This is a genomic window from Vreelandella venusta (assembly GCF_044809155.1).
Lineage (GTDB): Bacteria > Pseudomonadota > Gammaproteobacteria > Pseudomonadales > Halomonadaceae > Vreelandella > Vreelandella venusta_B.
In genome coordinates, this window is sequence record NZ_CP085241.1 from 1,054,681 (window position 1) to 1,069,005 (window position 14,325).

The 14,325-nt window shown below is 53.5% G+C and carries 13 protein-coding genes; 11 read left to right on the forward strand and 2 right to left on the reverse strand.

Annotated features, from left to right (window positions below; all coding sequences use genetic code 11):
• The first annotated feature begins 234 nt into the window (after nt 1-234).
• On the forward strand, nt 235-1,209 hold the full coding sequence (locus LG301_RS05040; protein ID WP_404473971.1) for a malate dehydrogenase: 975 nt from the start codon (nt 235-237) through the stop codon (nt 1,207-1,209).
• A 111-nt stretch (nt 1,210-1,320) separates the two neighbouring features.
• On the opposite strand, the gene LG301_RS05045 is transcribed toward LG301_RS05040, so the two are convergent.
• Complete coding sequence (locus LG301_RS05045; protein ID WP_404473973.1) at nt 1,321-1,977, reverse strand: HAD family hydrolase; 657 nt, start codon at nt 1,975-1,977, stop codon at nt 1,321-1,323.
• Nucleotides 1,978-2,151: 174 nt separating this feature from the next.
• Here LG301_RS05045 and LG301_RS05050 point away from each other — a divergent pair, with 174 nt between their 5' ends.
• Nucleotides 2,152-2,646, forward strand: a complete 495-nt coding sequence (locus LG301_RS05050; RefSeq protein WP_253501893.1) for an RNA pyrophosphohydrolase — start codon at nt 2,152-2,154, stop codon at nt 2,644-2,646.
• An 82-nt stretch (nt 2,647-2,728) separates the two neighbouring features.
• Entirely contained in the window at nt 2,729-4,990 is a 2,262-nt protein-coding gene (ptsP, locus tag LG301_RS05055; protein ID WP_404475178.1) for a phosphoenolpyruvate--protein phosphotransferase, read from the forward strand.
• Here ptsP and LG301_RS05060 read toward each other — a convergent pair.
• The gene (locus LG301_RS05060; RefSeq protein WP_404473975.1) at nt 4,973-5,746 is read right to left on the reverse strand and encodes an NRDE family protein; all 774 of its coding nucleotides are present in this window, start codon (nt 5,744-5,746) and stop codon (nt 4,973-4,975) included. The two genes, ptsP and LG301_RS05060, sit on opposite strands and share 18 nt — an antisense overlap.
• A 146-nt stretch (nt 5,747-5,892) precedes the next feature.
• Here LG301_RS05060 and LG301_RS05065 point away from each other — a divergent pair, with 146 nt between their 5' ends.
• The 8 genes from LG301_RS05065 (at nt 5,893) to pgm (ending at nt 14,146) form a co-directional block, all read left to right on the forward strand.
• On the forward strand, nt 5,893-7,065 hold the full coding sequence (locus tag LG301_RS05065) for a response regulator (RefSeq protein WP_404473977.1): 1,173 nt from the start codon (nt 5,893-5,895) through the stop codon (nt 7,063-7,065).
• Nucleotides 7,065-7,862: a sulfite exporter TauE/SafE family protein gene (locus LG301_RS05070; protein WP_404473979.1), complete on the forward strand. Its 798-nt coding sequence runs from the start codon at nt 7,065-7,067 to the stop codon at nt 7,860-7,862. The genes LG301_RS05065 and LG301_RS05070 overlap by 1 nt, the downstream gene beginning before the upstream one ends.
• A 55-nt stretch (nt 7,863-7,917) precedes the next feature.
• Nucleotides 7,918-8,709, forward strand: coding sequence for a prolipoprotein diacylglyceryl transferase (gene lgt, locus LG301_RS05075; RefSeq protein WP_404473981.1), 792 nt, complete (start codon nt 7,918-7,920; stop codon nt 8,707-8,709).
• A 96-nt stretch (nt 8,710-8,805) separates the two neighbouring features.
• Nucleotides 8,806-9,636 carry a thymidylate synthase gene (locus LG301_RS05080; protein ID WP_404473983.1) on the forward strand — a complete coding sequence of 277 codons (831 nt, stop codon included), beginning with the start codon at nt 8,806-8,808 and terminating at the stop codon, nt 9,634-9,636.
• Nucleotides 9,633-10,172, forward strand: a complete 540-nt coding sequence (locus LG301_RS05085; protein ID WP_404473985.1) for a dihydrofolate reductase — start codon at nt 9,633-9,635, stop codon at nt 10,170-10,172. Before LG301_RS05080 ends, LG301_RS05085 begins: the two co-directional genes overlap by 4 nt.
• A gap of 20 nt (nt 10,173-10,192) precedes the next feature.
• A complete protein-coding gene (locus tag LG301_RS05090) occupies nt 10,193-10,999 on the forward strand; it encodes a ProQ/FINO family protein (RefSeq protein ID WP_404473986.1) in 807 nt (268 codons plus the stop codon).
• Nucleotides 11,000-11,261: 262 nt separating this feature from the next.
• A complete protein-coding gene (locus LG301_RS05095; protein ID WP_404473988.1) occupies nt 11,262-12,347 on the forward strand; it encodes a porin in 1,086 nt (361 codons plus the stop codon).
• A 200-nt stretch (nt 12,348-12,547) separates the two neighbouring features.
• Nucleotides 12,548-14,146, forward strand: coding sequence for a phosphoglucomutase (alpha-D-glucose-1,6-bisphosphate-dependent) (gene pgm / locus LG301_RS05100; protein ID WP_404473990.1), 1,599 nt, complete (start codon nt 12,548-12,550; stop codon nt 14,144-14,146).
• The last annotated feature ends 179 nt before the right edge of the window (nt 14,147-14,325 follow it).

A 14,325-nucleotide genomic window follows, 5' to 3' on the forward strand; every position in this document is an offset into this window, starting at 1 on the left:
CCGTATAAACCCAGAAGGCAATGTATTAACAGTAGCGCTAATGAAGGGCGCAAGGCCTGCCATAACATAGCGCAACCTGAGTTTCTCAGCGAGTATCAGTGATCTGCGGAGCGGGTACTAGCCTCATGTCTGATTGAGTTTTTGCCCCGCTGGGCATACCATCTTGCCGTCTTAAGTTCTGTCGTACCACCCTCAGGCGAGCCCTTACACTCGGCAAACCATCAAGGAGCAATGATGAAAGATCCAGTACGTATTGCGATTACCGGCGGCGCAGGCCAAATTAGCTACTCTCTTATTTTCCGCATCGCCGCTGGCGACATGCTGGGGCCGGATCAGCCTGTCATTCTTCAGCTTCTGGAAATCCCTCAAGCGATGGATGCCCTGAACGGCGTGGTGATGGAAGTTAACGACTGTGCCTTCCCGCTGGTTAAAGACGTTGTCGCAACCGATGACCCCAACGTCGCGTTTAAAGATGCTGATTTCGCCCTGCTGGTAGGTGCCCGCCCGCGTGGCCCGGGTATGGAGCGTAAAGACCTGCTGGAAGCCAACGCTGCTATCTTCTCCGTACAGGGCAAAGCGCTAAACGATCACGCCAGCCGTGATGTGCGCGTGCTGGTTGTGGGTAACCCGGCTAACACTAACGCCCTGATTGCTTCTTGCAACGCGCCGGACCTCGACGCTGGTCAGTTCACCGCCATGACGCGTCTGGATCATAACCGTGCGCTGACGCAGCTGGCTCAGAAAACTGGCAAGCATGTTACTGACGTTGAAAACATGATCATCTGGGGCAACCACAGTGCCACCCAGTACCCGGATCTGGCCCAGTGCACAGTTGACGGCAAAGCGGCGTTTGATCTGGTTGAACGCGACTGGTACGAAAACGACTTCATCCCCACCGTTCAGCAGCGCGGTGCGGCGATCATTAAAGCACGCGGTGCGTCCTCTGCCGCGTCTGCCGCGTCTTCTGCTATCGACCACATGCGCGATTGGGCGCTGGGTTGTGACGGCATCGTCAGCATGGCGATTCCATCTGACGGCAGCTACGGCATCGAGGCAGGCATCATCTACTCCTACCCGGTGCGCTGCCAGGGTGGTAAATACGAAATCGTACAAGGTTTCGAGCTGGATGCGTTCAGCAAAGAGAAGATGCAAGCCACCGAGAAAGAGCTGCGCGAAGAGCGCGCTGCCGTTGAGCACCTGCTCGGTTAAGCACGCCCGCTGGCGTTTTTAAAAGAACGCTCAGTAAACGTAAAACCCCGCAAGCATGCTTGCGGGGTTTTTTTATTGCGATTTACTACTCACTCCAACCACTCATCACGCTCAATCACGCAAACTCATAATCCGCCAATGGCGTGTTTCGGCGACTTCGCGAAGCGTATCGTCGGGGTCGACGGCGACGGGGTGCTCAACTTGCTCAAGCAGCGGCAGGTCGTTGTGGGAGTCGCTGTAAAACCAAGCGCCATCCATGGTTAAGTCTTGATCTTCAAGCCACTGCTTTAAACGGGTAACTTTACCTTCGCGGTAGCTTGGCACCCCTGACACGCGGCCGGTGTAGCGTCCATCGATCATCTCCGGGTCAACCGCGATTAAATCATCGACGCCCAAGCGTTCAGCAATTGGGGCGGTAATAAAGCGGTTGGTGGCGGTAATAATCAGCAGCGTATCGCCTTTGGTGCGGTGGCGGGCCAGAAGCTCTTCGGCCTTAGGGAGGATATGTGGCTCAATTTTGCTGGCCATAAACTGCTGATGCCAGGCGACCAGCTGTTCCGGCGTGTTTTCCGCGAGCGGCTTCAGTGCCATCTCCAGAAACGCTGCCATATCCAGGGTGCCCGCGTTGTAGTCGGCCATAAAGCGTTCGTTGGCTTCTCGGTAAGCCACAGGGTCAACCGCACCCTGTTCGAGTAGAAACTCACCCCAGGCGTGATCGCTGTCGATGGATAGCAGCGTATTATCCAAATCGAAAATGGCCAGACTCACGGCGCTCCCCTTATGGTTAATATTGGTAGTTGATAGCCAGTTAATAGCAAGGCACAAAGCGGCGGATTATCGCAGAGTCGTCTTGGTTTAACCACTTAGCGTTATATTGTATTGATACGCTTGTCTCCCTTGTGGAAAAATGGGCATAACTGAAAATTTATTAAGGTGATGTCCGTGATCGACGCTGACGGCTTTCGCCCCAATGTTGGCATTATTATTGCCAATAGCCAGGGGCAACTGCTCTGGGCGCGTCGTGTAGGACAAAATGCGTGGCAATTCCCCCAGGGAGGCATTAAAGCAAGCGAGACTCCACAACAAGCGCTTTTTCGTGAGCTTCACGAAGAGATCGGCCTAACCGCCGACGATGTTGATATTGTCGCCTGCACCCGGGGCTGGCTGCGTTACCGTCTTCCACGACGCATGATTCGTACCCACTCGCGACCGGTCTGTATTGGTCAGAAACAGAAGTGGTTTTTACTTAGGATTCGCTGTCAAGAGAACCGGATCTGCATGACGGCCACGCCCAAGCCCGAATTTGATGGCTGGCGCTGGGTAAGTTATTGGTACCCACTGGGGCAGGTAGTGCCTTTTAAACGAGAGGTATATCGACGCGCGTTACGAGAGCTCTCTCCGCGTGTACAGCGCCTAGCACAAGATAACGAAGGATAATGCGCTTTGCTGCCTAGGATGGGCAGTAAGGCCAGCCGAAAATCCCTCAGCGAGGCAAATAATAGTGAAAAGTAAAACCTCCATGCTTGAGGTGCTACGTCGCGTCATTCAGGAAGTGAATGGCGCTCGAAACCTCGATGCCGCGCTGTCAACCATGGTTCGTCGCATACGCAAGGCCATGCAAACGGACGTGTGCTCTTTTTACCTTTACGATAAAGAGCTTGAGTCGTTGGTGCTGATGGAAACCATTGGGCTGCGTACCCAGGCAGTGGGCCGCGTTGTGCTGCCTTTGGGGGAAGGCTTGGTGGGCCTGGTGGCCAAGCGCAGTGAGCCGCTTAACCTAGAAGATGCCCAGTCGCACTCCCATTTCCGTTATTTTGAGGCCACGGGCGAAGAGCGCTATTCAAGCTTTTTAGGCGTGCCGATTATTCATCAGCGCCTGATGCTTGGCGTATTGGTGGTTCAGCAAGCTGAAAAGCGTCAGTACGACGACGAGGATGAAGCCTTTTTAGTCACGATGGCCGCGCAGCTGGCGGGGGTGCTTGCCCATGCGTTAGCGACGGGCAATCTTTCTCGCCCGGCGCTGCCCGGTGGCCAAGCAATGTTTAAGGGCGTCGCAGCGTCTCCCGGCATGGCCATGGGTGAAGCGGTGGTCATTTCTCCACCTGCTGATCTCAATAGCGTTCCTGATCTCATCCCTAATGATCAAGATTATGAAGTCGCTCGTTTGAAAGAGGCGATTGGTAAAACGCGCAGTGAAATTCGCGCCGCCGCCGAGCGCCTAGCAAGCCGTATTTCTGCCCAGGAGCTCGCTCTTTTTGACGTATACCAACAAATGTTGGGGGAAGCGGCGCTTTCTGAAGAGGTTGAAAAGCGCATTCGTGAAGGGCAGTGGGCACCTGGGGCATTAGCCGATGTGGTGCGCCGCCATGTGCAGTATTTAGAGCGTGTCGATGACGACTACCTTCGCGAAAGGGCGGCGGATATTCGCGACCTGGGGCGCCGTGTGCTGTCGCATTTGCAGGAAGACACGCCCTCAACGCCTGAAACCTACCCTGATAACGCCATTTTAGTCGGCGACGAAATAAGCGTGGCGATGCTGGGTGAAGTGCCGCGAGATAAGTTAAAAGGCCTTGTGTCGGTAAGAGGGTCAAGCACGTCTCATGTGGCTATTGTGGCCCGTGCGATGGGAATTCCTACCGTATTAGGCATGGTAGACTTGCCTCTACCGCGCTTAAATGGCGCGCCGGTAGTGTTGGATGGCCACCGTGGCCGTCTGTTTGTGCGTCCCGCTGAAGAGCTGAAAACGCGCTATGCCAGTTTAATTGCCGAAGAGGCCGCGCTCAGCGAAGTGCTAGAGCATGAGCAGGATTTGCCCAGCGAAACGCCGGATGGCTATGCAATGCCGCTGATGGTCAATACCGGCTTAGCGGTCGATGCCGGCTCGCTGCTTAAAAGCCGGATTGGCGGCGTAGGACTCTACCGTACCGAAGTGCCGTTTATGATTACCGAGCGCTTCCCCGGTGAAAAAGAGCAGATGCGCATGTATCGCGAGCAGCTTGAAGGCTTTGCGCCACTGCCGGTGGTGATGCGTACCCTGGATATCGGTGGCGATAAAGACCTCCCGTATTTCCCTATTGAGGAAGCCAACCCCTTTTTGGGCTGGCGCGGTATGCGGGTAACCCTAGATCACCCTGAGGTGTTGATGGTGCAGCTGCGCGCCATGCTTAAAGCCTCGCATGATTTGGGTAATCTTTATGTACTATTCCCGATGATCACCAATGTGGAAGAGGTCGATGAGGCGCTGCGCCTGCTGGATCGTGCGATTGTCGAGCTAGGCGAGGAGGGCACCACCGTTATACGGCCTAAAGTCGGCGTGATGATCGAAGTGCCCGCGACCATTTACCAAATGGACGCGCTAGCTAAACGCGTTGATTTCTTCTCGGTGGGCAGCAACGACTTAACGCAATACCTATTGGCGGTCGATCGCAACAACCCGCGTGTCTCAAGTCTTTACGATGCGCTGCACCCCGCGCTTCTCGGTGCGCTGCAAGAGCTTTCTCTGGATGCCAAGCGGCTGGGTAAGCCTATCTCACTGTGTGGCGAGTTAGCGGGCGACCCGGCGGGTGCACTGCTGTTAATGGCCATGGGCTTCACGAGTCTCTCCATGAACGCCCCGAGCTTACCTAAAGTACGTGCGGCGATTCGCCGGGTAAGCTTTACGGATGCAAAAGGCTTGCTTGAGGAGATTCTGCAGCTGGATACTCCCACCCAAGTGCATGCGCATTTAAATACGCGTATGGATGAATGGCAGCTTTCGCATTTGCTACCCCCGCGGGACTGAATTTGAAAGGCTTGTTTCTCCCTCAAAGCGGCCGAGCGGCCCAAAGCGCTGCTCGGTCATTGCCACTTCCCCCTGCTGGCTGAGGGTCACCCACGTCGTCGCTCGGGTGCCATACTGCTCACCAATAATAAACGCGGCAGAAAGCTGGCGCTCAAGGGTTACGCCAACCCCTGTATTGGGCAACTGAGTATCAGGTGCTATCTGAGGATTGTGCAACGCTTCTTGAGTAGCGTATCGCCAGTTATCAGGGCGGCTCTGAGCTAGGGTCTGCGTGGCGGCGGTTAACTTCGGCCAAGGTGTATTGAGCGTTGCGTTGGAGAGGCCATGCACTCCCTCAGCGACCTCGTTCAGGATAGTGCCATCGTAACCTCTATGTAGATGCCACAAGCGCTCTGTTGTCGCAACGAGCAGGTTAAACCCGGCATAGTGCTGAGCCTTGGTGTGAGCCAGTTGGACCAGCCAAGCGTCAATATCGCGGCACTGTAGAGCGCTCGCCACCAGCTCCCCTCGACTAGGAGCTTGTGCCGGTGTGGCAAGCCGTGGGTCGCGTACATTAGTGAGCGCGGCCACCCGGCCTTGCTGGTTAGCCGCCAACCACGTACCCCCTGCCTCTAAATCTCGACCGCCCATTAGTCCGTGAGGGGTATCCCAAACAGCTAATGGCGCCGTGGGGCGGGCGTGAAACTCATCTCGGTTCGCCGCGAGGCGAAGAGGCTGAGCGCTGCCTGGGTGCCAAGCAAACGTTATTAAGCACATGACGAATTCGGTAATCCTTCAGACTCAATGAGCAATAGTGTCAACCTCTACAAGAGTGGAATGACAGCGTTGGTGTGTAGACGTACACTAACCTCAGAACAGGATGTTTGACCACCAATGCTTGACTGCAACCCAGGACTGAAACCATGCAACCCAATCAGCGAGAGCACTTCTGGAACGCCGTTATATGGCCGATTCTCTGGCCTTTGCTGCTTGTTCAAATGGCGCTGGTCACGCTGTGTGTGTTGGTTGGATTCGTTATCTGGGGAATGTCGCCAAACCAAACCTCCTGGAGTACAACGCTTTGGCTCACTCTCGCCCTTTTATTAGGTAGCTGCATGAATGTGGCTGCCTTTCTTATGCTTATTAAACACCGTGCTAAGCGGTTAGATGGGCTATTTAGGCATGAATTAAAGGTCCTTGAACGAAACGCAAAAAAACTGAGCCATGCGGTTGCGAAAGAGCCTGCTGATGAACAGCGCGTCGCATCAGCAGGCGCAGAGTCGCTTTTGCCCCTCCAGCGGTTGGTGCAAGTGAATGAGGCGCTTGACGAGTGGCTGAATATCCGCCAGAAAGCGCCATTTATAGCGCCGCTGCCTGAGCAGCCCAAGCAGGACCAAGCGCTGCTAGAGGATCTGCATCATCAGCAAAAACAGCTTAAGCACCTTATGGCGGGTCGAGACCGCGCTCGTGAAGAGTCACGCTTAAAATCGGGCTACCTAACGCTTTTACAGCGTGAAGCGGATAGTTTATTTGCCTATCTTGGGGAGTTAATTCAGAAAGAGCGTTGCAAAGAGTGCCATCAAGATATTAGCCACGTGCAAGACCGGCTAGCCGATATTCGTGCTCTCCTGGCTAATTTTGCGCAGGAAAATGCGGGTGCTGTAGATAGTGACGAGGTGATAGCCCCCGGCGCGACGCGTCAGCTAAAGGTGCTTGTCGTGGACGATGGCCCTGTCAATTTAATGCTGGCGCGGCAAATGCTAGAGGCCCAAGGGCTTTACGTAGAGGGTGTCAGCAGCGGTGAACAGGCTCTAGAGAGACAACAAGCGACGTTTTATGATCTGGTGTTTATGGATATTTTTATGCCAACTTTGGATGGATTTGAAACGGCACAGCGCTGGCGAAATTACGAGCGTAAACACGACAACCCACGCAGCGTGCTTATCGCGTTAACTGCAAATGTGGATAACGCCAGGCGCGATACCTGCGAGGCTGCTGGGTTAGATGATGTGCTTGCAAAACCTTATCAGCCCGACACACTCGTAGGCATGATTACCAAATGGGTGCCTAGTACAAACCATGAGACACCTACCTAATGACAGTAGTGGCTATTATCGCGGGTTATTTAGCATTAGGCGCAGTAGCGGGCACAATGGCGGGGCTATTCGGCGTTGGTGGCGGTCTGATTATTGTACCTGCGCTGGTCTTTGCGTTTAACCTGCAAAACATTGCGCCAGAGATCACCATGCATTTAGCGGTAGGCACGTCGCTGGCGACCATTGTGGTGACCGGTGCTTCTTCAGCGCTGGGGCATTTTCGCAAGGGTAGCGTGCACCGCCCCTGGTTTATGGCGTTATTGCCAGGGCTAATGCTGGGAGCCATTGGCGGCGTTTTCATTGCTGATAATCTGTCTGGCACCGTTTTAGGTACGCTATTTGGTGTTTTTGTGCTGCTGCTTGCGGCCAAAATGGTGCTGGGCCTTAACCCTAAGCCGGGGGTAGGATTGCCTGGCAAGGCTGCAATGACTGTCGCTGGAGGCGTTGTGGGTACTATTTCAGCGCTATTTGGTATTGGTGGTGGAGCGATGACTGTTCCCTGGTTATCGCGCTGTGGGGCATCTATGACCCAGGCCGTCGGAACGTCAGCCGCCTGTGGGTTGCCTATCGCCATGGTCGGCGCGATTACGTTCATAGTCGTTGGCTGGGGTCACCCCTTACTACCCCCATGGGCTACGGGTTTTGTGATGTGGCCAGCATTTTTAGGGATCGTGCTGACCAGCGTGCCTTTTGCCAGAGTAGGGGTAAAGCTAGCCCATGTGCTGCCTGCCCAGATTCTTCGCTTCTCCTTCGCGGCGCTTCTTGGCGTGGTGGGGCTTCGTTTTATCTTGGCATGACCGCTTCCTGACATATGTGTAAGCCGTTTTATTTCTTTCCGTTTAGAGAGTCTTGATGATCAACTACCCAACGATTGACCCGGTTGCAATTTCACTCGGTCCGCTGCAAGTGCATTGGTATGGTCTAATGTACGTGGTGGGGTTTGTCGCGGCATGGTGGTTAGGCTGTAAGCGCGCACCACGCATAGGACTGACCAAAGACGACATTGGCGATCTGCTCTTCTACTGTGCCATCGGGGTGGTGATAGGAGGACGGTTAGGCTACGCGCTATTTTATGGTTTGGAGCAGTGGGCGGCTGACCCCCTGTGGGTGTTCCGCGTTTGGGATGGCGGTATGAGCTTTCATGGCGGCCTGTTGGGGGTGCTTCTTGCCGCTTGGCTGTTTGCACATCGCAAGCAGCTAGCGTTTTTTACCCTCACCGACTTCATCGCGCCGTTGGTGCCGATTGGGTTAGGCGCCGGGCGAATTGGCAATTTCATCAACCATGAGTTGCCGGGACGGGTAACGTCGCTGCCCTGGGGAATGCCTTTTCCAGGCATGGGCCCCGAGCCACGCCATCCCTCAGCTCTGTATGAGGCGCTATTAGAAGGCGTAGTACTGTTCGCGATTCTTTGGTGGGTGTCGGCTACGCCTCGGGCGCGGGGTTTCATGTCAGGCCTGTTCCTGCTGGGCTATGGCGTCTTCCGCTTCATGGTAGAGTTTGTACGCATGCCCGATGCGCATATTGGCTATCTCGCTTTCGGCTGGTTCACCATGGGAATGTTGCTAACGATACCCATGATTGTGTTTGGCCTGTTTTTAATGACGTGGTCGCGCCATAAGCCTATCGACGCCAAGGCTTCTTAAGTAATTAAATTCTTACCGGCGAGACGCTGCCTGTGACGCTCTGGCAGCAGGTGGTTTAGAATATAGACTCTCATTGCCTGATAATTTGGAAATTCTGTGACTGCAACAACGCCCACGCTGAAAGAAGCGCTTGAACAGCCGTATCTTGACTTAATGCGCACTGTATTGGAGCAGGGCGTTGATCGTAACGATCGGACGGGTACCGGTACGCGCTCAATTTTTGGCCATCAAATGCGCTTTGACCTCTCCCGCGGTTTTCCGCTATTAACTACCAAAAAGCTGCACCTACGCTCTATTATTCATGAGCTGCTGTGGTTTTTAAAAGGCGATACCAATATTGGGTATCTTCAAGAAAACGGTGTGCGAATATGGGACGAGTGGGCGGATGAGAACGGCGACTTAGGCCCTGTTTACGGTTACCAGTGGCGCAGTTGGCCAAGTCCTAAGGGCGGCAGCGTTGATCAAATTGCCAATGTCCTCGAGCAAATTCGTAACAACCCGCAGTCACGGCGTTTGATTGTTTCTGCCTGGAATCCTGCCCAAGTCGATGAAATGAAGCTGCCGCCATGCCACTGTCTCTTTCAGTTCTACGTGGCTAACGGGCGCCTTTCCTGTCAGCTTTATCAGCGCAGCGCGGATATTTTCCTAGGCGTGCCCTTTAATATTGCAAGCTACGCACTGCTCCTTAGCATGGTCGCCCACGTAACAGGCTTAAAGCCCGGCGAGTTTATTCATACGCTTGGCGATGCCCACTTATATAGCAATCATTTAGAGCAAGCCAAAGAGCAGTTAACACGTACACCATTGGCGGCGCCTAAGCTCACGCTTAATCAGCAGGTTACCCGCTTGTTCGACTTCACGTTCGATGACATACAGATATCGGAATATGAATCACATCCTCATATTAAAGCCCAGGTGGCCGTATGAATTCGCAAGAGCGCACGTTTGATCCCTTAGTGCCTGTTGCCATGATTGTCGCCATGGCGAAAAACCGCATCATAGGTGTGGAAGGCAAACTACCCTGGTACTTGCCTGAAGATTTAAAATTCTTCAAGCGGATGACCCAAGCCAAGCCGCTGGTCATGGGGCGTAAAACGTATGCGTCTATTGGCAAGCCGCTACCTAACCGGCTTAATATTGTGGTAACCCGCGACAAAACCTTCCAGGCCGCCGGCACGCGGGTATGCCATGATTTACCCGCGGCGCTTGAGCTAGCCGACCAGCAGGCAACCATTGAAGCGGCGGAAGAGATTATGGTGATGGGGGGCGGTGAGATCTATCGCCAAGCACTTCCTTATGCGCAACGCCTATATATCACCGAAGTGGATATCGAGGTAGAGGGCGATGCGGCCTTCCCAGCGTTTTCTCTGGATGAGTGGCGCGAAGTGCAGCGGGTTGCAGGAAGTCCAGCGGAAGGGCAGCCCCACTATGATTTTGTCGTATACGAGCGCGTCAACGACTGATTGGATCAAAGGAGGGGAGCATGGCCGCCAGCGTACTGCATTTAATCGAAACACTAGAAGCGCACCTTGAACGCACGGAATCCGAGCTAAAAGCCCTGCGTGAAGAGAATACTTGGCTCAAGCAGCAGCTGGCTGGCCAACATCAAAATGATGTTGCTCCTGTCCCGGAAACCTCTTCAGCAGTGCCGGATGGTGTCTCCCAGCAAAATGTGAACGTAGAGGCTGGGGCTGATGTGAATGAAGGCGAAGAGCGTGAAATAGCAAAAGAAACAGAGGCTCCTTCACCCCAAGCGCTGTTAAATCAGTGGTACCAGCGCTACCCCAACGCCTTTTTCAAGGGGCACACTAAGCCACTCAAGATTGGTATTCATCACGATCTTGCTCAGCGGGAGCCTTGGTCGGGTAAGTTGATTCGGCGAGCGCTCGCAAACTACGTCAACTTGCCACGCTATGTAAAATCGATGCGTGAAGGCGCAGAGCGGTTCGATTTAGATGGCAACCCCGCAGGCAAGGTGGATAAAGAAGCGTCGCTACACGCCAGCCAACGGCGAAAAGAGCAGCCATCGTCTGATTCATCCGTTGCTGCAAAGAAAAGCGAGCCGCCTCAGAAAGGCGCAGCTAATGCAGCCAATCGCGGACATGCTCACACCCCCCCTAAAAAGGCGGGCACCAGCCGCCGCGCTACTCAGCCCGCCGTTAAAGCGGACTATAAAAGCAAATACCCTGCACAGCCTGAAACCAATCGGTTAGAAAAAAGCTATCAAGCTAAGCCACTTAGCTTGGAAGAAAAGCTAAAAGGGCTTCAGCAAAAATTTGAAGGGCACTGAGACCTAGTCAGCCTGCTAGGGTTCCCTAAAAATATGCAAATCGTAAAAAAACACTGTTTTTTTCTATTGCGTTCCCTGGAAACCCGGTATAGAGTTTGACCTGCGAGCATTGGAATATAACAAGGCTTAGTCGAGGACATGCCACATACCACCGGGAAAAACCGGAGGATGCAACAAGAGCATGGCCCGCAAGCCAACTGCTAACTTACCTACAAGTTGGCAATAACGATCGAAACAGTAAGCTAGTTAAGGAACCTACATCATGAAAAAGACACTTTTAGCGACTGCTATCGTAAGTGCAATTGCAGCAATGGGCGCAACCTCTAGCGTTCAAGCAGCCACAGTATATGATCAGGACGGCACCAAGCTTGATATCTATGGCCGCATTGCCATGGGTATCCGCGGTGGCGGTCCTGAGTTCGATGGCCAAGATCGTGAAATCGATAACGGCGCTGAGTTTGTAGATGTTTACTCTCGCCTTGGCCTGCGCATGAGCCATGAAGTCACTCGCGATTTGACTGCTTTTGGTCGTCTTGAGTGGCGTTTCGATGGTGATGAAGCTAATACTGACTCTGGTTTTAGCCAAATCCGCCAGAGCTATATCGGTTTGGAAAGCGCTCAATTTGGTACCATCCAAGGTGGTAACTTCGACAGCTTCTACAACCAGTTCGTATCTCTGCCGTTCGACGTTTACATCGATCAAGGCCTGAAGTTTGCTGGTCACCCGAAGCAGTCGCGCGGCGACTCTATCGGTTATTACACGCCTGACCTAAGTGGCTTCACTGCGTATTTGCAGCTGAAACACTACAGCGAGCGCGGCGCCTTCGAAAACCCGCAGTTTGATGCTAACGGCGATCTGATTACTGACGTCCGTTATACTGACGATGAAGCTAACGAAGTTGCAGCACAAGGTGGCGTACGCTACGCACAAGGCCCTGTGACTGTCGGTTTGGGCTTCGTTGATGACGTTGTTGAAGGCGGCGGCAACGATGAAATGCTGTATGGCCTGATCGGTTCTTACGATATTACTGATCAGTTCACTGCGCGTCTAGGCTATGAAGGCCGCGAAGACAACGACGTACGTGGTGGTGGTTTTGACACCTTCGGTATCGGCGCTTCTTACGCTACCGGTCCTTGGGCATTCAACGTTGATTATTACAACATTGATCGCGATGATGACACCACCAGCAACGCATGGGCTGCTGGTTCGTACTACAAAGTTTCTAGCAACTTCGACGTTTTCGTAGAAGTAGCTGACGGTGACGCGCCGAACGTTGATCGTGACACCAGCCTTGGTGATCTGACCGACAACGTATACTGGCTGACAGGCGCGCGTTACCACTTCTAAGCTTGGTTTAACCACGCTTACGGGTGTAACCCCTGCAAAACAGTATAGAACCGGCTCCTTTAGGGGCCGGTTTTTTTTTGGCGTATGATTGGGCATGCTGTTGATATCCGCTATTCCTGCTCGCATCTGCTGTGTCTATGTCAGTAAACTGTTCATAACAGCACAATAGGCTGCCCATAGAGTTGAAAGGAGATGTGGGGATGGATGCCATCACTCAGGCGTTTTATGAACAAAGCCCAAATGCCAGCGTGGCGAAGGAGCGTGTTGCCTTTGGCACCTCGGGGCATCGGGGGCGTGCGTCGGAGCGCACCTTTAACGCAGCGCATATTACGGCGATTACTCAAGCGGTGGTGGATTATCGTAAAGTGCAAGGCTACCAAGGGCCGCTGTTTTTAGGTTTTGATACCCATGCGCTCTCTCGTCCTGCTTGGGAGATGGCCCTGCGTGTTTTGGCAGTAAATAAAGTGCCGGTATTTGTGGAAAAGTCCCAGGGCTATACGGCCACACCGCTGATCAGCCGCGCTATTTTGCAGCACAACAGCCATCAACATCAGGCTATTGATGGGGCGGGAAAAGCCGATGGTCTGATTATTACCCCGTCCCATAACCCTCCAGAAGATGGTGGAATAAAGTACAACCCCGCCCACGGCGGGCCTGCCGATACGGACGCGACGCAATGGATTGAGCAGCGTGCCAATGCGTATCTGCTAGGAGAGTTAGGCGATATCGCCTTGGCTTCGGTACCAGACGCCCTCAACCATGCCCAAGAGTATGACTACACGGCCCACTATGTGGCGCAGCTGGGCCGGGTGGTGGATATAACTGCCATTCAAAACGCCCACCTTACGCTAGGGGCAGATCCTATGGGCGGAACCGCACTGCCAGTATGGCAAGCGGTCGCCAAGCATTACGGGCTGAACCTTGAGGTGGTCAATACTACCGTTGATGAAAGCTTTAGTTTTATGCCGCCAGACCACGACGGCAAGATTCGTATGGATTGCTCTAGTGCATCCGCCATGGCGAACCTGCTAAACATTAAAGACCGTTTTGATATCGCGTTTGGCAATGACCCGGATGCTGATCGTCATGGTATTGTAGACAGCAACGGCCTGATGAACCCTAATCACTTTTTAGCCGTGTGCGTTGATTATTTGCTTAGCCATCGGCCCGAGTGGAAAGAGACGCTTAAAATCGGTAAGACGCTGGTATCGTCTTCACTCATTGATCGGGTAGTTGCCTCACATGGGCGAGCGTTATACGAAGTGCCGGTTGGGTTTAAATGGTTTGTCGAAGGCCTTCACGAGGGCTGGCTTGCCTTTGGAGGGGAAGAGAGCGCAGGCGCTAGCCTACTTACCCGTGATGGCAAGGCATGGTCGACCGATAAAGATGGGATTGCGCTGTGCTTACTGGCCGCCGAGATACGCGCGGTGACCGGCAAAACCCCTAGTGAGTATTACCGCACGCTAACCGAGCGTTTTGGCGAGCCTTACTACAAGCGAGTGGATACTGCCTGTACGGTTGAGGAAAAAGCCGCCTTCAAGCAGTTAAGTGCGCAAAGCGTAACCGATACCGTCTTGGCAGGTGACCCCATTACTGCCGTGCTTGTGAATGCACCAGGTAATGGCGCTGCAATAGGGGGGCTAAAAGTAACGACCCAAAACGGTTGGTTTGCGGCACGCCCCAGCGGAACGGAATCGCTTTACAAAGTGTATGCAGAAAGCTTCAAGGGTCCGGAGCACCTAGATGAACTGATTGCAAATGCTAACGCACTGCTTTCCAAGGTGTTGAGTGGCGCGTGAGCCGTGATCCTGCTTGAAGCCTAGCTTTCGCCCGTGGTGACGTTATTAACAAGGTGCTTTATTAACGAGATATTTTATTCACAAAGTGCTCTACCGAGGTGCTTGTGAACGATGCTCGGCATACGAATTGCATGTTGTAGGGCGTGGCTTAATTTTCTGATTTGAAGTGTTGGTAATAA

Excerpts from the sequence above, each read along its gene's own strand:
- lgt (WP_404473981.1), top strand. The coding sequence starts at position 7,918 with ATGATCAACTACCCAACGATTGACCCGGTTGCAATTTCACTCGGTCCG.
- LG301_RS05095 (WP_404473988.1), top strand. The coding sequence starts at position 11,262 with ATGAAAAAGACACTTTTAGCGACTGCTATCGTAAGTGCAATTGCAGCA.
- LG301_RS05070 (WP_404473979.1), top strand. The coding sequence starts at position 7,065 with ATGACAGTAGTGGCTATTATCGCGGGTTATTTAGCATTAGGCGCAGTA.
- LG301_RS05040 (WP_404473971.1), top strand. The coding sequence starts at position 235 with ATGAAAGATCCAGTACGTATTGCGATTACCGGCGGCGCAGGCCAAATT.
- LG301_RS05090 (WP_404473986.1), top strand. The coding sequence starts at position 10,193 with ATGGCCGCCAGCGTACTGCATTTAATCGAAACACTAGAAGCGCACCTT.
- pgm (WP_404473990.1), top strand. The coding sequence starts at position 12,548 with ATGGATGCCATCACTCAGGCGTTTTATGAACAAAGCCCAAATGCCAGC.
- ptsP (WP_404475178.1), top strand. The coding sequence starts at position 2,729 with ATGCTTGAGGTGCTACGTCGCGTCATTCAGGAAGTGAATGGCGCTCGA.
- LG301_RS05065 (WP_404473977.1), top strand. The coding sequence starts at position 5,893 with ATGCAACCCAATCAGCGAGAGCACTTCTGGAACGCCGTTATATGGCCG.
- LG301_RS05060 (WP_404473975.1), bottom strand. The coding sequence starts at position 5,746 with ATGTGCTTAATAACGTTTGCTTGGCACCCAGGCAGCGCTCAGCCTCTT.
- LG301_RS05085 (WP_404473985.1), top strand. The coding sequence starts at position 9,633 with ATGAATTCGCAAGAGCGCACGTTTGATCCCTTAGTGCCTGTTGCCATG.